The sequence below is a fragment of the Pedobacter sp. WC2423 genome (assembly GCF_040822065.1).
GTDB lineage: Bacteria > Bacteroidota > Bacteroidia > Sphingobacteriales > Sphingobacteriaceae > Pedobacter.
Genome location: NZ_CP162005.1, coordinates 2,176,608 through 2,194,914, shown reverse-complemented (window position 1 = coordinate 2,194,914; position 18,307 = coordinate 2,176,608). Strand labels below are relative to the sequence as shown.

Genomic DNA, 18,307 nt, shown 5'->3' with positions numbered 1-18,307 from the left:
TCCAAACAAAACATTTATATGAAAAAAACCTTACGCTTATTATTAATGCTGCTGACCTTGGTCTGGGCAGGGAATTCTGCTTTTGCCCAGGGAGTCACCACTGCTTCGGTCAATGGTGTGGTAACTGATGGAAAAGCACCGATACCTGGGGCAACTGTGGTATTGACACATATACCTACAGGTACAGTTTATGCGGTTGAAACCCGTAGTAATGGACGATACAATCTGATCAATGTTAAAATTGGCGGGCCATACACACTGAAAATATCTTATATCGGCTTTAAGCAATATGTTCAGAACAATTTGACGCTTTCCATAGGACAGGATCAGGCAATCAACGTTAAAATGGATGACAGTTCAACTGATCTGAAAGAGGTAAAAGTAGTTGGTACACAGGGTAAAGTAATGAACTCCTCGCGTACTGGTGCCAGGGAGACGATTACCCGTGCACAGATTGATGCTTTACCAACGATCAACAGGTCTCTGGCAGATTTTACTAAATTAACTCCTTCTGCAAGTAGTACAAGTGCAATGAGTTTTGGAGGAAGAAGCAGCACTTTTAACAATATTACAGTTGATGGGGCTTTGTTTAACAATTCTTTTGGTCTTTCTGGTACGCTGGGGGGGCAGGCAAATTCGCAGCCGATTTCTTTAGATGCAATTGATCAGATCCAGGTTGATCTGGCTCCTTATGATGTACGCCAGGGATTTTTTACTGGTGCGGGTGTAAATACAGTTATCAAATCTGGTACAAATGATATTAAAGGCTCTGTTTATTATTATGGCCGGGGCACTGGTTTAACCGGTTATAAAGCGGGTACTTCTGAAGTAACTAAAGTCCCTTTTGATTACAATACCAGGGGATTGAGTATCGGTGGGCCAATTATTAAAAACAAACTGTTCTTTTTTGTGTCTGGTGAGCAGGAAAGGATCAGTAACCCGGGTACTACATTCATTGCTTCAAGACCTGGTTTAAGTGGTGGAACTATTTCAAAGGCAAGTGCATCAGTTTTAGATGATATTGCCAATACTTTAAAATCAAGATATGGTTATGATCCGGGAGCTTATGAAAATTATAGTTATAAGACACAGAGTGATAAGATCACTGTGAAGCTAGACTGGAATATTGATAAAAACAATACTTTAAGTGCGAAGTATTTTTATCTTAAATCTTCCAAAAATCAACCTCCGAATAGTGCAGGTGGCATTATTAATGATAAAGTTGGTGCCGGGTCTACGCGTGGTGCTGGCCCTGGTTCTCTGCCTTTCTTTGGCGCAGGTTATACCATCAATAATAATTTTAATATCGGAATGCTGGAACTGAACAGTAAAATCAGTAACACCATCTCTAATAAATTAACAGTTGGTTACTCTGCTTTACGCGATTTCCGCGATCCGCTATCGTCTAAAAATGTACCGATGGTAGATATTGATAATGGGGTAACTGATGCGACGGGGAAAATTATTACTGCTCCAAGTGGTGTCTTAACAAGCTTTGGTTATGAGCTATATACGGCCGGTAACTTGTTAAGTTCAAATATTGGACAGCTTTCTGATGATTTGACAATTTTTGCAGGTAAACATGAAATTACTTTAGGAACGAGTAACCAGTCTCAGAGTTTTACAAATGGGTTTGCGCCTAATTATAATGGTTTATATACTTATAACTCTGCTTCAGATTTTATCAATAATCTTCCTGCTGCGTCTTATAATTACCGTAATGCTGCAAATGGCGGAGATTTGCCTTTAGTCAGTATAAAATCCTATAACTTCAGTTTGTATGCACAGGATAAGTTCCGTGTAAGAGATAATTTTGTACTGACTTATGGTTTAAGAGCTGATTATAATTATTATCCTACCAAGCTTGACCCAAATCCAAATGCAGCAGCATTAACTTTTCAGCAGGGCATACAGGTTGATGTTTCCAAATTGCCAAAAAGCAGGATTCAGTTGTCACCACGCGTAGGCTTTAACTGGGATGTAAATGGTGATCATACGACCCAGGTTCGTGGTGGTACAGGATTATTTGCTGGTTTAACGCCATTTGTATGGATTTCTAACCAGGCATCAAATACGGGGACATTATTTAGTTCTGGTACTGTGAATGGAACTAAAACGCCTAATGATCCGCGTTTAATTTATAATCCGGACGTCAACGGGAATCGTCCTTCGGGAGCAGTTGCAGCGAATACTTCTTATGAACTGGATGTTACAGACCCTAATTTGAAATACCCGAAAATCTGGAGAACCAATCTTGCGGTAGATCAGCAATTGCCGTTTGGTATTATTGGTACTTTGGAGGGATCTTTTACGAAAGATATTAATGCTATTTATCATCAGAATCTTGTTCTTCCTGACAGTTATAATACGTTACCTGGTGTTGAAGGTCAGATCCGGTATACTTCTAATAACAGAACTTCTAACAATGGAGCACCGGTTAGTGCCGCTAATCCAAATATTTCAGGTTTATACTACCTGAGCAATACGAATAAAGGTTATTCTTATTTTGTGACAGCACAGTTGCAGAAAAGTTTCCTGAATGGATTTTATGCGAATGTCGCTTATACGCACACGGGTTCTAAGGACGTGAATGATGGTGGGTCTACGGCAAGTAATATCTGGGCGGGCAGACCAACAACTGGTAATCCTAATGACCAGAGTTTATCGAATAGTACTTATGTAATGCCAAGCCGTTTTATTGCTTCACTGGCTTACAGAAAGGAATACCACAAGAATTATGCAACTTCAATTGGTTTATTCTTTGAGTCTGCTAATAATGGTGCGGTTTCTTATATCACCAGTGGTGATCCAAATAATGATGGTGCGGCAAATGATTTGATGTTTATTCCTAAAAGTAAGGGTGATATTAATTTAGTTGCTGATTTTGCGGGAGACACCAGGACACCTGACCAAATCTGGAATCAATTAAATTCATTTATTAGTCAGGATAAGTATCTAAGTCAGCATAGGGGAGAGTATACGAAAAGAAATGGGGTGATTTTACCTTATTTCCAACGTGCTGATTTAAATATTACCCAGGATTTCTTTGTTAAATCCGGTAAATCAAGAAATCAGAAAAATACAATCAGGGTTGAATTTAATATCATCAACCTGGGTAATTTCTTAAATCGTAACTGGGGTTTGTATGAAAACTCATTCAATGGGTTTAATACAGGATCGGTCGCTGTTCTTAAATACCAGGGAACTGATGCGGTTACTGGCAAAGCAAATTATTCGTTTCCTTACCTGGATAAGGATAATTTAATTCCTGTAACAAATTCCACAAAAGTAAATACTGACCAGGTTTCGCGCTGGCAGGCACAAATTGGAGTAAGGTATATCTTCAATTAAGTGTTTTTAAGTTCTGATAAAAAACAGGCTATCGTCAAAAGATAGCCTGTTTTTTTATGCCCAATGCCCTGATTGTGCTGCTGTAGCAGTTACAGCTAAAATGACTTTTGCTGTAAAATAAAAATAAAGGGTTTTTGTAGGCAATTAGCTAAGTTTACGTGAGTAAAATAACTTTTTAATACACCTTATGGAAACTTCAGAACCTAAGATACTTTTTTTTGATATCGGTGGCGTACTGCTTACCAATGGCTGGGGACACGATTCCCGCAAATTAGCTGCGGAAAGATTCGGACTCAATTATGATGAGCTGAATACATTGCACAATTATATTTTCAATGTTTTTGAAATCGGAAATATTACACTGGATGAGTATTTGGATACGGTTATTTTTAATCATCCAAGAGATTTTACCAGGGAAGATTTTAAAGAGTTTGTTTATTCCAGATCCAAAGAACTCCCTGGTTTATTACAATGGATGAAAGAATGGAAAAGAGATTGTGGTTTCCGGGTAATCTCGATTAATAATGAAGGTAAAGAGTTGAATACCTACAGAGTAAAGAAATTTAAATTACACGAATGTTTTGATGCTTTTGTCTCTTCTTGTGATGTAAAGATGCGTAAGCCAGATCCAAATATCTTTTTACTGGCTTTAGGCATTGCACAGGCCAGACCTGAACAATGTTATTACTTTGATGACAGAATATTCCAGGTTGAAACAGCCAAGAGCCTTGGAATGCATGCTTATCACCATACGAGTTTTGAAGAAACAAAAGAAATTCTGGAAAGAATAAAAAAGGAAATTTCTGAGCCCCAATAATTATTGATCAGGAGTTGTTTCTACAATACCTTTGACCAGGCTTTTCCATTGTGGATAAGACAATCCTATTTTTGCAGTCCAGCCTACCAGGGCATTTCTCAGGGTATCAGTTATAGTTGAGGTGTCTGTATTGGGCACCTCATTTCTGCCATGTTCTTCTGCATATACTGTATTTCCCGATAGCTTCACCTGGAAAGTTGAAGTGGCCTGCTGACTAAAGAAATGTGCGATTTCCGGATCTTGCTGAGTTGGGTTAGCTGCTGGTCTTGCCTGTAAAGTGAGCACTGAAGATGAAGCTGTAATTTCTTCTTCGATTTTTTCAATACGTACCCAATCAAAACCATCGCCCGTATGTGTACCCGGTCCAGGTATATCAATCTTTAGATAATCACCTGTTTCAGCTTCTCTGATTACTTTATGACCATCCGGATCTGTAAGGGTAAAGGTGGATAGGGGAACTTTGCAGATTTCCGCCCAGCAGGATACATTTAATAACCTGTTTTTTGCGATCTGATAGAATGCTTTTGCTTCTTCTGGAGAAGAAAATTCAGTTTTTGCAGTGCTATCGTTCTGACCGCCTTCTTGTTGCCTTGGAATTTGATTTTTCATCGCGTTTTTATCCTTTAACGGTTAAGCGATGAAAATGTTTAAGATTTTTATTTGACCGCCCAATAACCCAGGGCCAGCCAGATCAGTCCTTTCACCAGAAAGAACAGAAATCCCCATATGCCAATTTTGCGAATCCACTTAAGGAAGATGTCCTTTTTTGAGTCCTTTTTCTCCTTGTCCATGATGCTATAAAATTAAACAAAATCTTCAAAAGGAGTAATTGTATAAATAAGTTTGACTCTTTTTTGTCATATAAACGATTTAGTGTAAAATTTATTTTTTTGGGTAAACTTTATGGCACAACGGTTGTTCATTAGTTGACAAATCACCATTATTATGAAAGATCAGATTAAAATTCAAAGTACTAGCGGCAAAATTAACGAGGGAGGTCTTTTTATTGGAGATCAATTACAAAATCAAGGGCATACTGCACCAATTTCTTTTAGAAGCACTACTAATATCAAGAGATCTTTGCCTTCAAGCATGCAAAAGAAAATCAATCCAAGACTTTTGATTTTGTAACTATCATCGTTAAAATCTAGATATAGGGTTCTCGCCAATCAGTCAATTGCGGAGAAAAAAAGGAGTTTCAGACAGGGACTCCTTTTTTATGGGATAATGTTTCTAAATAGAAATGAGATTTCCCGATTTCCGTTCATACTTCTACTTTTGTTACAAACAAACAAATAGATGTCGAAGACAAAACTTACAATCAATAATAATGGGTCTGTAAAGATCGAGGGCGATTTTGAAATCGTTGACAGAAATGGTAATGTATATGGACTGCAAGGCAGAGAAGTACTTTCAATTTGCCGTTGTGGATTGTCAAAAAATAAACCTTTCTGTGATGGCGCACATAACGGCCATTTTGAGCATGAGGCTATCGCATTTGATCTTCCTCCTAAAAAAGTTTAAGAAATTTAAAAAGCCGCTTCCAATTAAGGAAAGCGGCTTTTGTTTTTTCTGACAGGACTGATTAAAGTTCTCTGATCCAGATATTACGGTAGCTTATCGGTTCACTCTTGTCGCCATGCGCTTGTAACTTAACAGGGAGCGGTCCATGTGCTTTTGCATAAGAGGCTGTACCCACATATTGAGTTGGGCCTTTTAATTCAAAGTTATTCTGAACTAAAACGCCATTGTATAAAACGGTTACTTTTGCTGGCGTATTTACTGTACTGTCTGCTTTAAAGGTTGGTGCAGTCCAGATCACATCGTAGGTTTGCCATTCTCCTGGTTTCAGGGAAGGATTAACCAGTGGAGTAGTCTGTTTATAGATACTGCCGGCCATACCATTGGTATAAGTTTTATTGTCATATGAATCCAGAATCTGAAGTTCATATCCCAGATCACCTTTACCCATAGAAGCCAGAAAAAGACCGCTGTTACCACGAAGTTGTCCTGTTCCTGTGATGTTTTTTGGTACTTGCCATTCGATATGTAACTGGTAATTACCAAAGGATTGTTTGGTTTCAATATTACCCGCTTTTTTATTAACGGTCAGCTGACCATTGGCTACTGTCCATTGTGCAGGCTTGGTACGGTCATCAGTCATTACCCAGGAGTCCAGATTTTTACCGTCAAATAAAATGACAGCATCAGAAGGAGCTGTATTCATTGTTTTTCCAGGAGTTACTTTCTTTGGTACTGGAGTATAAAATTCTGTATCCTCATGTTTAGCCTGGGCATTTGCTGTTGCCAGCCCTATTCCGGCGATTAGTACTGTGGTAATTATTGCTTTTTGTAAGTACATGTTATAACGGTTTAGTTTTCCTTTAAGATTTATTTTGATGGATCAATATAAGAAATTAATGTTGATCAGCTCTTTTATCACGAAGTTGTTGCCTGATAAATTTACCCGTTTTTTGTTTTTGGCAGACATTTTTTTTAGGTATTTGAACCTATTTGTTTTTTATAGGATGATGGCGTGCAATTATATTTTGATTTGAAGACAGTAGAAAAATAAGTGGGGGAGGAGAATCCAACCTGGTAGGTAATTTCAGAAATAGACAGGTCCTCATTGATCAAAAGATATTTGGCTTTTTTGAGCCTGCGGTTTAAAATATAATCGTTGATTGTACAATCCAGCAGTACTTTCGTTTTCCGGTACAATTGAATTCTTGATATCCCCAGCGCACTGGCAATATCATCTACATTAAACTTATCATTCGCAATATTCTGTTCAATGGTACTGGTGAAATCATGCATAAACTTCTTATCTGATCTGCTTAATGGAATGGTTTGTTGCGTAACCGGGCTTTCATTACTGAATTTTCTTTGGAGTACTTTCCTGTTCCAAAGTAGACTTTTAACACTTTCTTTTAATAAGATGAAATTAAAGGGCTTGGTCATATACAGATCTGCCATTTGTTTAAATTCACTGATTTTATGTGCTTCATCTCCATTTGCTGTTAATATGATAATAGGAATATGAGATGTCCTGTCATCATTTTTTAATGCAGAAGTGATTTGTAGTGTAAATTGCTCATTCAAAGTGATGTCTGTAATAATGAGATCTGGAATCATTTCATAAGCTAGTTTCAGGCCTACGGAGTTACTGCTGGCGGTTAATACTTCATATTCTTCTTTGAAACTGTTTTTCAGATATTCCAGGAGTTCTTCATTTTCTTCAATAATGAGCAAAGTTTCTTCGTTTAAATAGTTGTCTTGCTCCGCAATAACTGCTTCTGGTAAGCTGTCTGGCAGAATACCAACGGTATACTGACTTAATTGGCCGGAGCTTATAGCGAAATCATTGCTTATTGCAGGCGTTTCAGAAATAGATTGTTGTTTTAAGGGTAGTTTAATATAGAATGTGGTTCCATATCCTTTTTGACTCTGAATAGTTATAGTACCCTGGTGTAATTCGGTAATTTCTTTAGAGAGAGAAAGCCCAAGACCAGACCCAAAGAAATTGCGTTTATCTGCTTGATAAAATAAGTCAAATACGTGCTTGATTTCTTCTTCGGTCATCCCATTACCACTGTCTGATACGCTGATATCTACGGTTTGGTCAGCTGAATCAGTTTTTATGCTGAATTGTATTTTTCCATTTTCAGGACTAAACTTAATAGCGTTGGACAACAAGTTAAATAATACCTTATCAAACATGTTTTTATCAAACCAGACCATGATTTCTTTAACAGAACTTGATAGTTTTAATTCTATGTTTTTTCTCGAAGCAAGTGCTTTAAAAGAGGCAATAATATCTCTGGAAAAAGCCACAAGGTCCTGACAGGTCGGCTCAAGTTTCATTTTATCATACTCTATTTTTCTGAAATCTGTAAGTTGATTGACCATCAAGAGTAACCGTTGTACATTTTTGTGAATCAGATTCAATTGTTGTTTAGGAATGTTCAGAGAGTTTTTACTGTCGAGCATTTCATCCAGAGGAAGAAGAATCAAAGTCAGCGGAACCCGGAATGCATTAGAAATATGAGTAAAGAAGCTGAATTTTGCTTCTGCTGTTGCTTGCGAGGCAGTCGATAAAGCAATAAGCTCTTCTTGTTGTATCAGACTTTCTCTGTTTTTTAATTCTAGCTGTTTGTTTTTTGCGTGGTTCTGATAAAGTAAATAACAGGCAATAAAGGTAAAGATGGTGGTAATGATCAGTGCAGTTATCAAAAAATATAAGCTTTCTTGTGGTACAAGCTGTAAAGGCTCTTTAACCGGGAATTTTATAGCTGTGTTTTTTTTCGGAGAACATCCGGAAACGAAAGTGATTGTCATCAGTATGGAAATAAAGATGAAACGCATGCCTCTCTTTTGGTCTGCTTGCATAGGTTAGGGTAGGTAGTGATTAGCTGATAACAAGGTATATAATTTTTTTGTCATACTGTATTCAATACACTATGTCTGGTTAATAATTTATGATTTTATCATTAATGTATTCATCTCTGCAATGTTACAATTTCTAAATATATAGTTAAAAGCTTAAATATTTTAGCAGATATATTATTGTTATTTGTGTGTAATGTGTTGTTTAATAGCGATTTGTGTTTCGTCTGGTGGTAAATTGATTTTAGTTTTAATTGATACAGAATCAATAACAGGAGAGCTTATTTACACATATATTGCTTTGACTAGCCGGTATAGAAAGGCTGGTCATATTGTGAAATCTAATTGTCTATTGTCTAATTAAAAAACACCTCAAAAAACAGAAAGCCTTTCTTATCAACGAATAACTAAACCAAATAATTATGAACGAGTTTTTACTACAAAAAAAGTGGTTTGTCTTTTTAGATAAACCTAAATCTCAGCTGTTGCAAAAAACAATTTTCTGTTGCCTTGCTTTGCTCAGCTTTAACTTATCTTCCTATGCCCAATCCGTAGTTAAGGGAGTGGTTTCTGATAATGAAAAAAATACTTTAATCGGTGTGACCATCTCTGTTACCGGGACAAATGTAAGAGCAATGACCGGTGCTGATGGTAAGTATGTGATTAATGTTCCTGCAACCGGAAAATCGCTGACTTTCAGTTATGTAGGGCTTCAGTCACAAACGGTGGAGATCAATAGCCGGACTACAGTAAATATCACCTTGTCCTCAGGTACTGATCTGGACGCGGTAACTATTGTAGGTTATGGATCTGTAAAGAAGAGCGATTTAACAGGTGCTGCAACTACAATTTCGGCTAAGGATTTTAATAAAGGGCCGCTAATTGCTCCTGATCAGCTGATTCAAGGTAAAGTTGCAGGTGTACAAATGATTAACAATAGCGGACAACCAGGTGGTGCTTCTACAGTTAGAATCAGGGGAAATACAGCTGTTACCGGCTCCGGACAACCTTTATATATTGTAGATGGAGTTGCGCTTGATGGAAGATCTGCAAGGCCGACTGGTAACGGTGGAACAGCTACAGCTCCCGGTGACAATAAGTTAGCTGCTTCCGGAACTTCATCGGCTGGCAATCCGCTTAACTTTATCAATCCTGCTGATATTGAATCGATGGAGATCTTAAAAGATGCATCGGCTACTGCAATTTATGGTTCAAGAGCTGCTTACGGTGTCGTTTTAATTACCACCAAGAGAGGTAAGAGTGGTGAAACCAAAATTGATGTAAGCGCATCAGCTGGAGTAAGCACACTGGCAAGAAGCCTTAAAACACTGGACGGTGGTGAGTTCCGTAATGCTTTAAATAAATATGGCTTAACAGGACTGGATTATGGTGAAAATGTAGATGCAATGAAAGCGATTACGCGTACTGGTTATAATCAAAATTATTCTGTGGCAATCAGCGGCGGTAATGACGGAAATGTTTTTCGTGCTTCTTTAGGTTATCAAAATCAACAAGGTATTATCAGAAAGAGTGATTTTAAAAAATATAGTGGAGCATTCAATGGAAACTTCAAGTTTCTGGAGAGTAAAAAATTGGGGTTAGATGTCAATATGATTAGTAATCAATATATAGAAAATCTTCCTCCAATATCTACAGATGCAGGTTTTACAGGTAGCTTAATAGGACAAGCCTTGTCCTGGAATCCTACCCGTTCCATGTATAATCCTGATGGATCTATATTTATTGATCAACAATCAACTACCATTAATCCAATGGCCATGCTGGCGGCTTCAAATGATAAGTCAAAAGTAACGACGGTTTTAGGAAGTGTATCACCTTATTACAAAATTACACCCTGGTTAGAATTCAGAATGTTAGCCAGTATAAATTATAGCACTGGTATCAGAAGGGCTTCTACCCGCAGTTTTCTGAACCTGGAAGGGGTAAAACCAAATCTTCCATTTACAGGTGGGGTAGCTAGTTATTCCAATACTGAATTGATTACGCAGCAATTTACCAATACACTGAATTTTAATAAAGAAATTGCGAATAAGCTTAATTTGAATGCGATAGTTGGTTATGAGTTTACCAATTATATCAATAAAGGTCAGAATATGACTGCGAAAGGATTTGGTGATGTAGATGTTGATTATACAGATATCTTTCATGCTGTTGCTCCGGCAAACCGCACAGCGAATTCTTATTATGATCCGACTTATCAATTGCAATCTTATTTTGCAAGAGCGATTTTTAATTATGATAATAAATATTTGTTAACTGCAACTTTCAGAGCAGATGGTTCAACCAAATTCGGTTCAGATAACCGTTATGGTTACTTCCCTTCATTTGCTGTAGCATGGAATATCAAGAACGAGGATTTCATGAAAGATGTTGCCTGGTTAAACCAGTTAAAACTGAGAGCTGGATACGGAAAAACAGGTAATCAGGAATTCCCGTCGGGATCTGCTCAACAACGTTATGACATCGTTTATTCAGGAACAAGCCAGTCACTTGTAGGGGTAAATAATGAGAATAAAAAATTAAAATGGCAATCTGATAAACAAACGAATATTGGTGTCGATTTTGGCCTTTTTGGTAATAAAATTACTGGATCGGTGGATTATTTTGATAAAACAACAACTGATCTTTTATTCCCGCAAATTCCATTGCAGCCAGCAAATCCGGGCGTAACTGTAACCTGGATTAATTTACCAGGACAAATTAAAAATAAAGGTATTGAGCTTACTTTGAATGCCAATATCATTGATAAAGAAGATGTTTCATTCTCTATAGGTGGTAATGCTACTTTTATTAAAAATAAAGTAAAAAATGTTGTAGGTATTATTAAAACAGGTACACTAAACGGACAAGGCCTAAGTGATGTTACATTAGAGGTTATTCAGGATGGTTTACCACTTTTTGCGATGGTAACCAGAGAATATAAAGGGTTGAATGCAGCTGGTTTATCTCAGTATACAGAAGATGGTTATAAATCTTATTATCTGGGTAATCCGAATCCAAATGTCATTCTTGGCTTTAACTTAAATGCGAGATATAAAAAACTGACATTCGGTGCAAATTTCAATGGATCATTAGGCCAGAAGATTTACAACAATACTGCGAACTCAGTGTTGCCAATTTCTAATCTTGGAATCGGTAGAAATATTGCTTCTGAATTGTTGAATTCTCCTGTTCAGGAGTCTCTGGCTAATCCAATTGCAGCTTCGTCCAGATATATTGAGAATGGCAGTTATGTGAAATTGGCCAATGCTACAATTGGTTATTCAATCGGTAATCTTGGAAAAGCAATTAAAGGAATGAACGTTTTCATCAATGGACAGAATTTATTTGTAATTACTAAATATACCGGATTTGATCCTGAGGTAAATGTTGATAAAAGCTTAAATGGAGTGCCTTCTGCAGGGATAGAGTACATTCCTTATCCAACGTCAAGAACGTTCAATTTAGGTGTAAACTTTTCTCTTTAACTAATGATAATTCAAATGAAAAATAGATATATAATTGCTTTTATGGCACTGACAATATCCTTGTCGGGCTGTACAAAATTAGATGAGAAATTAAACGGACAAATTGGCAATGGCGGAATTAACAGCGGGAACGTTGCCGATTTATTAAATGGAAGTTATAAGGCTATGCGTAGTCCATTTCAGGGACCATTTGGTTTTTGGGCATTACAGGAATTCCCTTCAGACGAGGCTATTGTTCCTACAAGAGCTGGTGACTGGGATGACAATGGTGCCTGGCGTGCTTTACACTTACATCGCTGGGAGGCAGATCATACCCGTATTTCCAGTAGTTTCAGGGATCTGAACGGTGTAAGTTATGCAGCTACAAATGTATTGTTATATAATCCAACACCTGTACAGGCAGCTGAAGCGAGATTTCTTCGTGCATTTGCACAGTTTTCTATTCTGGATGGCTGGGGACAGGTTCCTTACCGTGAGCCTGGAGATGATGTGAGTTTACCTTCGAAGGTTAGAAAAGCACCGGAAGAAATTGCTTACCTGATCGCAGAACTGACGGCAATTATCCCTTCACTTCCTGATGGGGCTAATTATCTTGCAAATAAAGATGCAGGAAAGATGTTGCTGATGAAGTGTTACCTGAATAAAGGCGCATTTTTAAATCGTGCGTTACCAACTTTTGATGCTGCTGAAATGGCAAAAGTTATCACACTCGCTGATGAAATTATCAATTCTGGTAAGTATCAGCTGGCAAAAAACTATTTTGATAATTTTGCACCAAACAATGATGCGATTTCTAAAGAAAATATATTCACATCCCAAAATATTGGTGGTTCTGATGCTGGTGGGGTAAGAGATATGTGGACAATGCCATTACATTATAATCAAAAACCAAATGGTAATAATGGATTCTCAACTTTATCTGATTTCTATAAGAAATTCGAAGCATCTGATCAGCGTATTGGCGGGGCTTATGCCGGAGTAACTAATATTTCTGGGGTTAAAGTGGGCTTTTTAATCGGTCAGCAATTGGACGAGAAAGGTGCTGTAATTAAAGACAGACGTAATAACAATCTGATCTTTACTCCAGAGGTAAGTAATGTGGAGACGGATCCCAATCACCTGGAAGTTGCCGGTATCCGCGTTATCAAATATCCTATTGATTATACCTATGGTTCAACTGGAAAAGCTGACAACGACTGGGTATACTACAGATATTCAGATGTGCTTTTAATGAAAGCTGAAGCGCAGCTGAGAACAGGTTTAGGTGGTCCTGCGCTGACTGTTGTTAATGGACTGAGAACTGTAAGGGGAGCCAGTCTTTTGGGAAGTTTAACGCTCGACAATTTACTGGATGAACGTGGACGTGAGTTTTTCTGGGAAGGTGTAAGAAGACAGGATTTAATCCGTTTTGGTAAATTTTTAACACCTTGGCAAGAGAAACAAGTTGACAATCCGAGAAATCTGGTTTTCCCTATACCAGATAATCAGTTGTCTAATCCTAATTATGTCCAGAATGCAGGGTATTAGTCACAATTAAATCAAAAAGAAAAAGGTTGGCCTGTGTAATGCAGGTTAACCTTTTTTGCTTTCAGGGGTTTATAGAAATATAAGATCCTTATTTCTTCTTTAAAATTTAATAGATTTATAATTACTTTAGCATAGCACGAAATATTACTCCAATGATTTTAAATTCGAAGAATTTCAGGTATACCATCATTATAACCTTATTAGTAAGTATGAGTTTGCTTACTCATGCCCAGAATCTGACTAAAGTAAATTTCAGGTAAAATGCAGAAATATCGTCTTCTATTTTCTATCCTGTTTTCTTTTCTTATTCAGGCTGGATATGCCCAAAATAAATATACAGTTGCAGAGATTCCTGATCCAAAGGCCAGTGGAAGTGGTTATGTAAGTAATCCTGATTTTATTTTAAGTACTGCCGGTGTTGATTCTCTGAACAGAACCATTACTGATCTGGAGCAAAAAACAAAAGTTGAGATAGCTGTTGTGGTTGTCCATGATTTTGACGCAGCCCAGGAGGAATATGATTTTACACTGCAACTTTTCAGACAATGGGGAATAGGAAAAAGCAAGGCAAATAATGGTCTTTTATTATTTATTGCTACTGACCGCAGACAGTATCGTTTCATTACGGGATATGGCTTGGAGGGATTGCTGCCAGATGCCGCGCTCAAAAGAATTGGAGATCATTTTTTGATTCCTGCTTTTAAAGAAGCAGATTACAGTAAAGGGGTGGTTAGTGCTTTAACTACAATTGCTGCTTATCTAAACCAGCCCGCAAATCAAAAAGAGCTCAGTCAGCTGCTACCTGCGGATGCTGGTCACCGCAATAAATGGCTATGGACGATTGCAGGTACAATATTAGTCATTGTCTTATTTACCATTGTATTTCTTGGAATTAAGAAAAAGACTCCTGAAATTTCCAAGAGTAAAGCTGCAGCTAAAACAAATGGCTATGATAAGGCTATAGGGTGCGGATGCGGTGGTTTATTTATGATTTTAGTAGCTGCAGGTTTTATTACCGGGTTTACTGTTGGTTATGGCTGGGTAAAGTCTTTGGACATTAGTATAATACCTGTTGTGCTTTATGCTGTTTTAGCTATCATGCTTTTTGCCAGGTATTTGAACGCTATCAGCGTTTTAAGGAAAACGTATCAGGATGAGCTGAATTTTAACCAGGCTGTGAAAGCATTAAACCGGTCTTCAGTTTTCTACCTGGTTGCCTCTCCGTTAATTTTAATCGCTATGGTTATCGAAGCTTATCGCAGAAGCCAGTCAGCCAACCGTTTTAAGCCACAGCTGGATAGCCAGAATAAACAGATGAGCAGAGTAGACAGGGATCAAACTAAACATGCGAAATCTTTTTTGACTAAAGGTCAGCTTAAAGAAGAGCAATTAGAGGTGAACCATTATGAAATCTGGTTGAGCAGTGACCAGGCAGAACATAAAATCATTAATTATCCAGGTAGTAATTTTGCGGATTTTACAGTTTGCCCTGAGTGTAGTGCCAAAACTTTAAGTAAGGAACGATTAATCACGCTTAAAAAAGCAACCTATACCAGAGAAGGTGAGGGAAAGGACGTTAAAATATGCGAAAATTGCGGCTATGAAGAATTTATCAAAGCGGTTGTCATTGCTGTATTAACCAGAAGTGACGATTCCAGTTCATCAGGTTCTGGAAGCAGTAGTTCCTCTTCCTCAAGCAGCAGCAGCAGTAGCTGGGGTGGCGGAAGCAGCGGCGGCGGCGGTGCCGGAGGCAGCTGGTAAGCTGCTATAGTTTAATCAACTCATTACGAAGTGCAAATAAAACAAGTCCTGTACGTGATTTTATTTCAAATTTCTGAAAGAGAGATTCGCGGTAATTATCTATCGTATGCGGACTAAGGTTCATTTTGTCGGCAATTTCTTTATAAGTAAATTCAGAGCAGCAGTGTTCTAAAAATTTGCGTTCATTTACTGAAATTTCCTGCAACAGGGTTTTTGCAGTATTGTTTTCCTGTAAAGATCTGATTAGCTTTCCTGAAACCAGGTTATTCATAAAATAGCCATGTGAGGCTATGGTTTTGATTGCGGTAATCAGATCTGAGGTTTTAGATTCTTTTAACAGGTACCCTCCGGCACCACTCTTAAGCATTTCGATGATGGGCTTATCATCATCGTACATACTTAAAGCCAGTACTTTAATTTGCGGATGGTTACTGGAAAGCCATTTTGTAGCCTCATATCCGTCCATTTGCGGCATATTGATGTCCATCAGAATCACCTGAGGAAGAGGATGCTGCGTAAGCATGCTAATCATTTCTATTCCATTGGAAGCATCAAAAAGGATATTAATTTCATCTGATTCCTCTAACAGGCTAACCATTCCTTTTCTAAATAAAGTATGGTCGTCAACAATTGCAATAGCTATTTTTTCTTCTTTCATTTTTGAGCGCCATTAAATTCTGTTTGTCTTCATTAAACGGCGCCTAAATTTATAAATTAAATTGTTTATTGCCTTTTTTTTGGTGAAACAATACTGAAATCGCAACTAACAAATTTTTATCAGATGAGAATCGGACAAAACAGAAATAATTAAACTTCAATTTTAAAGAGATTTATTGATAAGGAATTGAAATCTGAATAGCTGTGCCCTTACCCGGGGTGGAGTTGATTTTGAAGTTTCCGTCCATCATCAATGTTCTCTTTTGAAGATTGGCCAGTCCTAAACCATCGCTGGCTTTTAGCTTTTCTTCCAGGAGGAAACCTTTTCCATTATCCTGTATAAAAAGAGATAGCTCATCTTTTGTCTGATCAATGGTGATGAAGATCCGGGTAGCCTGCGCATGCTTAAGAATATTACTCAGGGTTTCCTGAAATAACCGAAACATAATCAGTTCTTTGTCAGCGTGTATTAAAATAGAGTGTGTGGAATTATCTGTAAACTGAATCTCGTAAGCCAGCCCCTTTTTGAGCCAGTCCAGTTCATAAGTAATTGCGTGTCCAAGACTTTTTTTAATCAGTTCCTGTCCGTTCATTTTTTTGGAGAGCTGCCGCAATTCTTTAATTGCGCGCTGGGTTAATTCTGCTGCAGTATTAATTTTTTCCTCTCTTAAATGATCTGCTTTTATAGAACTTAATGTCATACTGGTCAGGCTCAGTAACTGGCCTATATTATCATGCAGATCACCTGCGATAGTTTGCAGGATATGCTCCTGCACTTCTACCTGACTCTTTAGTAATTCCAATTCAAATGTTTTCTTCAGTACTTCTTTTTCTTCAAGATGCTTCGCTTTCTTTTTATTATATAAAAAAATATAAATAATCAGAAAAAGGGGGGCAATCAGGAAAATAAATGTAATGATGGCAATTAACAGAATTAATTCCTTTGACGATATCTGCATATAAAAGCGTAAGACCAACAACTATATAAAAGTACATTCAGAATGTTAAAAGTAATATATCTTGTAGACACACTAATTGAATGGGCTTTTTCTTGCAAAAGATAGTCAAAAAACACATTACATGCGGTACTGCCAAAGTAGAAAAATAAGACACCGTTGACTACCCAGAAAGGAGGGTAAGTTTCGAGCTTTCTGAAATGTTCATCTTTTAGAATGAGCATATAGTAATACAAGCTCGCAATAACGAAAACAACCGACATAAAAGCAGCTGTTTTATAAGCAAAATTACTGAAATGATTTGTAAACAATTCAAGGGTGAATACTAAAATAAACAAACCTAACCAGCTGTAAAGCTGGCTAGGTTTGTGATGGTATTTCCTGTACAAATGATAAAAAAAGCAACTTACCATCGTACATTCAACCACCAGGAACCAAGTATAGAGAGCGTAATTTGGTTTATGTTGAAGGCGTAAACTGATGCCAGCCATTTCTACGATACAAACCATTAAAAGATAGAGCATAAAGGATCTCCAGTATACATTTTTATCTTTATATAAGCAGACAATGCTTATGAACAGGCAGATGAGTTCCGTAACGGTATTGACAGTGAAAAACTCGTGCATATTATTTCTGTGAGATATCAGATTTTTGTACTGGGGCAAGTAAAGTTGCTCCTATTAAGAAACAATCTGATGGAGGCGGACATAATTCACCTCTGTTTTCAGGAGTGAAAGTTACAATAAAGCCTTTTTTTTCTGGTTTTGTATTCTTTTGAACTGCAGCTTCCTGGTTAACAATGTTGTTGTAATAGTCAAAGTGCAGGATCTCATCACCGGTTTTAACAGGTTTGGTTGAAACCATTAACAGGGTATTGTATCCCCAATATTTTTTTGGCGGAACTGGTGTTTTTCTACCTACCAGAGTAGTGTCATAAGTTTTATTATAAGTGATCATATAAAAACGGACACCATCTCCATCTTCTTTTTCCAGCTGATTCAGCATTTCCTTTAATCTTTCTTTACTGAACCAAACGCATCGTGTATCTGGTTTTAGTGGTTTACGTGCTTTTACTTCTTCCAATGTTGGTTCTACATAACCTGCATGCGGCGCATAATTATCAACATACTCCTTTGCAGTTCTGACGTCCACTAAAACCGAATCAGGTATTGTTGCACCTTTGCTGGTTGTAGCTGTTTCTTCAGCTGGTGTTTCTTTTTGTTTACAACCAGCAGCAGCAACAGCAATTAATGCAGTAAATAGAATAGTAAATTTTAATTTCATAATATGGGTGTTTTTTTATGCTAACCTAGTTAAAATATTTCTTACAGAAAACTGTGTTTTGCCTTTTAATAAAGCTAAAA

At 37.4% G+C, this 18,307-nt stretch carries 14 protein-coding genes; 7 read left to right on the top strand and 7 right to left on the bottom strand.

The window, feature by feature from the left end; translation table 11 throughout:
* Positions 1-18: 18 nt before the first annotated feature.
* Both AB3G38_RS08795 and AB3G38_RS08790 read left to right on the top strand, forming a co-directional pair.
* Entirely contained in the window at positions 19-3,351 is a 3,333-nt protein-coding gene (locus AB3G38_RS08795; protein WP_367868120.1) for a carboxypeptidase regulatory-like domain-containing protein, read from the top strand.
* A gap of 187 nt (positions 3,352-3,538) precedes the next feature.
* Entirely contained in the window at positions 3,539-4,168 is a 630-nt protein-coding gene (locus tag AB3G38_RS08790; RefSeq protein ID WP_367868119.1) for an HAD family hydrolase, read from the top strand.
* Here AB3G38_RS08790 and AB3G38_RS08785 read toward each other — a convergent pair whose 3' ends face one another.
* On the bottom strand, positions 4,169-4,777 hold the full coding sequence (locus AB3G38_RS08785) for a hypothetical protein (protein WP_367868118.1): 609 nt from the start codon (positions 4,775-4,777) through the stop codon (positions 4,169-4,171).
* A gap of 47 nt (positions 4,778-4,824) precedes the next feature.
* A complete protein-coding gene (locus AB3G38_RS08780) occupies positions 4,825-4,959 on the bottom strand; it encodes an alanyl-tRNA synthetase (RefSeq protein WP_367868117.1) in 135 nt (44 codons plus the stop codon).
* A gap of 154 nt (positions 4,960-5,113) precedes the next feature.
* On the opposite strand from AB3G38_RS08780, the gene AB3G38_RS08775 reads away from it, so the two are divergent.
* Both AB3G38_RS08775 and AB3G38_RS08770 read left to right on the top strand, forming a co-directional pair.
* Positions 5,114-5,299, top strand: a complete 186-nt coding sequence (locus AB3G38_RS08775; RefSeq protein WP_367868116.1) for a hypothetical protein — start codon at positions 5,114-5,116, stop codon at positions 5,297-5,299.
* Positions 5,300-5,467: 168 nt separating this feature from the next.
* On the top strand, positions 5,468-5,692 hold the full coding sequence (locus AB3G38_RS08770; RefSeq protein WP_010600649.1) for a CDGSH iron-sulfur domain-containing protein: 225 nt from the start codon (positions 5,468-5,470) through the stop codon (positions 5,690-5,692).
* A gap of 61 nt (positions 5,693-5,753) precedes the next feature.
* Here the strand turns inward: AB3G38_RS08770 and AB3G38_RS08765 are convergent, their stop codons facing one another.
* Positions 5,754-6,530, bottom strand: coding sequence for a DUF1080 domain-containing protein (locus AB3G38_RS08765; protein WP_367868115.1), 777 nt, complete (start codon positions 6,528-6,530; stop codon positions 5,754-5,756).
* 134 nt (positions 6,531-6,664) lie between these two features.
* Positions 6,665-8,557 carry an ATP-binding protein gene (locus AB3G38_RS08760; RefSeq protein ID WP_367868114.1) on the bottom strand — a complete coding sequence of 631 codons (1,893 nt, stop codon included), beginning with the start codon at positions 8,555-8,557 and terminating at the stop codon, positions 6,665-6,667.
* 419 nt (positions 8,558-8,976) lie between these two features.
* Here AB3G38_RS08760 and AB3G38_RS08755 point away from each other — a divergent pair, with 419 nt between their 5' ends.
* The 3 genes from AB3G38_RS08755 (at position 8,977) to AB3G38_RS08745 (ending at position 15,330) form a co-directional block, all read left to right on the top strand.
* Positions 8,977-12,042, top strand: coding sequence for a SusC/RagA family TonB-linked outer membrane protein (locus AB3G38_RS08755; RefSeq protein ID WP_367868113.1), 3,066 nt, complete (start codon positions 8,977-8,979; stop codon positions 12,040-12,042).
* A 42-nt stretch (positions 12,043-12,084) separates the two neighbouring features.
* Positions 12,085-13,569 carry a RagB/SusD family nutrient uptake outer membrane protein gene (locus AB3G38_RS08750; protein ID WP_367868112.1) on the top strand — a complete coding sequence of 495 codons (1,485 nt, stop codon included), beginning with the start codon at positions 12,085-12,087 and terminating at the stop codon, positions 13,567-13,569.
* Between the two features lie 261 nt (positions 13,570-13,830).
* Positions 13,831-15,330, top strand: a complete 1,500-nt coding sequence (locus tag AB3G38_RS08745) for a YgcG family protein (protein WP_367868111.1) — start codon at positions 13,831-13,833, stop codon at positions 15,328-15,330.
* 4 nt (positions 15,331-15,334) lie between these two features.
* Here the strand turns inward: AB3G38_RS08745 and AB3G38_RS08740 are convergent, their stop codons facing one another.
* From AB3G38_RS08740 to AB3G38_RS08730, 3 genes are all read right to left on the bottom strand, one after another.
* Positions 15,335-15,988, bottom strand: a complete 654-nt coding sequence (locus tag AB3G38_RS08740) for a response regulator (protein WP_367868110.1) — start codon at positions 15,986-15,988, stop codon at positions 15,335-15,337.
* 172 nt (positions 15,989-16,160) lie between these two features.
* Positions 16,161-16,946 carry a sensor histidine kinase gene (locus AB3G38_RS08735; protein ID WP_367868109.1) on the bottom strand — a complete coding sequence of 262 codons (786 nt, stop codon included), beginning with the start codon at positions 16,944-16,946 and terminating at the stop codon, positions 16,161-16,163.
* Positions 16,947-17,570: 624 nt separating this feature from the next.
* Positions 17,571-18,227, bottom strand: a complete 657-nt coding sequence (locus tag AB3G38_RS08730; protein ID WP_367868108.1) for a hypothetical protein — start codon at positions 18,225-18,227, stop codon at positions 17,571-17,573.
* Between the last annotated feature and the right edge of the window lie 80 nt (positions 18,228-18,307).

Coding starts and splice junctions, on each gene's coding strand:
- AB3G38_RS08750 (WP_367868112.1), top strand. CDS start 12,085: ATGGCACTGACAATATCCTTGTCGGGCTGTACAAAATTAGATGAGAAA.
- AB3G38_RS08730 (WP_367868108.1), bottom strand. CDS start 18,227: ATGAAATTAAAATTTACTATTCTATTTACTGCATTAATTGCTGTTGCT.
- AB3G38_RS08775 (WP_367868116.1), top strand. CDS start 5,114: ATGAAAGATCAGATTAAAATTCAAAGTACTAGCGGCAAAATTAACGAG.
- AB3G38_RS08765 (WP_367868115.1), bottom strand. CDS start 6,530: ATGTACTTACAAAAAGCAATAATTACCACAGTACTAATCGCCGGAATA.
- AB3G38_RS08760 (WP_367868114.1), bottom strand. CDS start 8,557: ATGCAAGCAGACCAAAAGAGAGGCATGCGTTTCATCTTTATTTCCATA.
- AB3G38_RS08780 (WP_367868117.1), bottom strand. CDS start 4,959: ATGGACAAGGAGAAAAAGGACTCAAAAAAGGACATCTTCCTTAAGTGG.
- AB3G38_RS08770 (WP_010600649.1), top strand. CDS start 5,468: ATGTCGAAGACAAAACTTACAATCAATAATAATGGGTCTGTAAAGATC.
- AB3G38_RS08740 (WP_367868110.1), bottom strand. CDS start 15,988: ATGAAAGAAGAAAAAATAGCTATTGCAATTGTTGACGACCATACTTTA.
- AB3G38_RS08745 (WP_367868111.1), top strand. CDS start 13,831: ATGCAGAAATATCGTCTTCTATTTTCTATCCTGTTTTCTTTTCTTATT.
- AB3G38_RS08785 (WP_367868118.1), bottom strand. CDS start 4,777: ATGAAAAATCAAATTCCAAGGCAACAAGAAGGCGGTCAGAACGATAGC.
- AB3G38_RS08795 (WP_367868120.1), top strand. CDS start 19: ATGAAAAAAACCTTACGCTTATTATTAATGCTGCTGACCTTGGTCTGG.
- AB3G38_RS08755 (WP_367868113.1), top strand. CDS start 8,977: ATGAACGAGTTTTTACTACAAAAAAAGTGGTTTGTCTTTTTAGATAAA.
- AB3G38_RS08790 (WP_367868119.1), top strand. CDS start 3,539: ATGGAAACTTCAGAACCTAAGATACTTTTTTTTGATATCGGTGGCGTA.
- AB3G38_RS08735 (WP_367868109.1), bottom strand. CDS start 16,946: ATGCAGATATCGTCAAAGGAATTAATTCTGTTAATTGCCATCATTACA.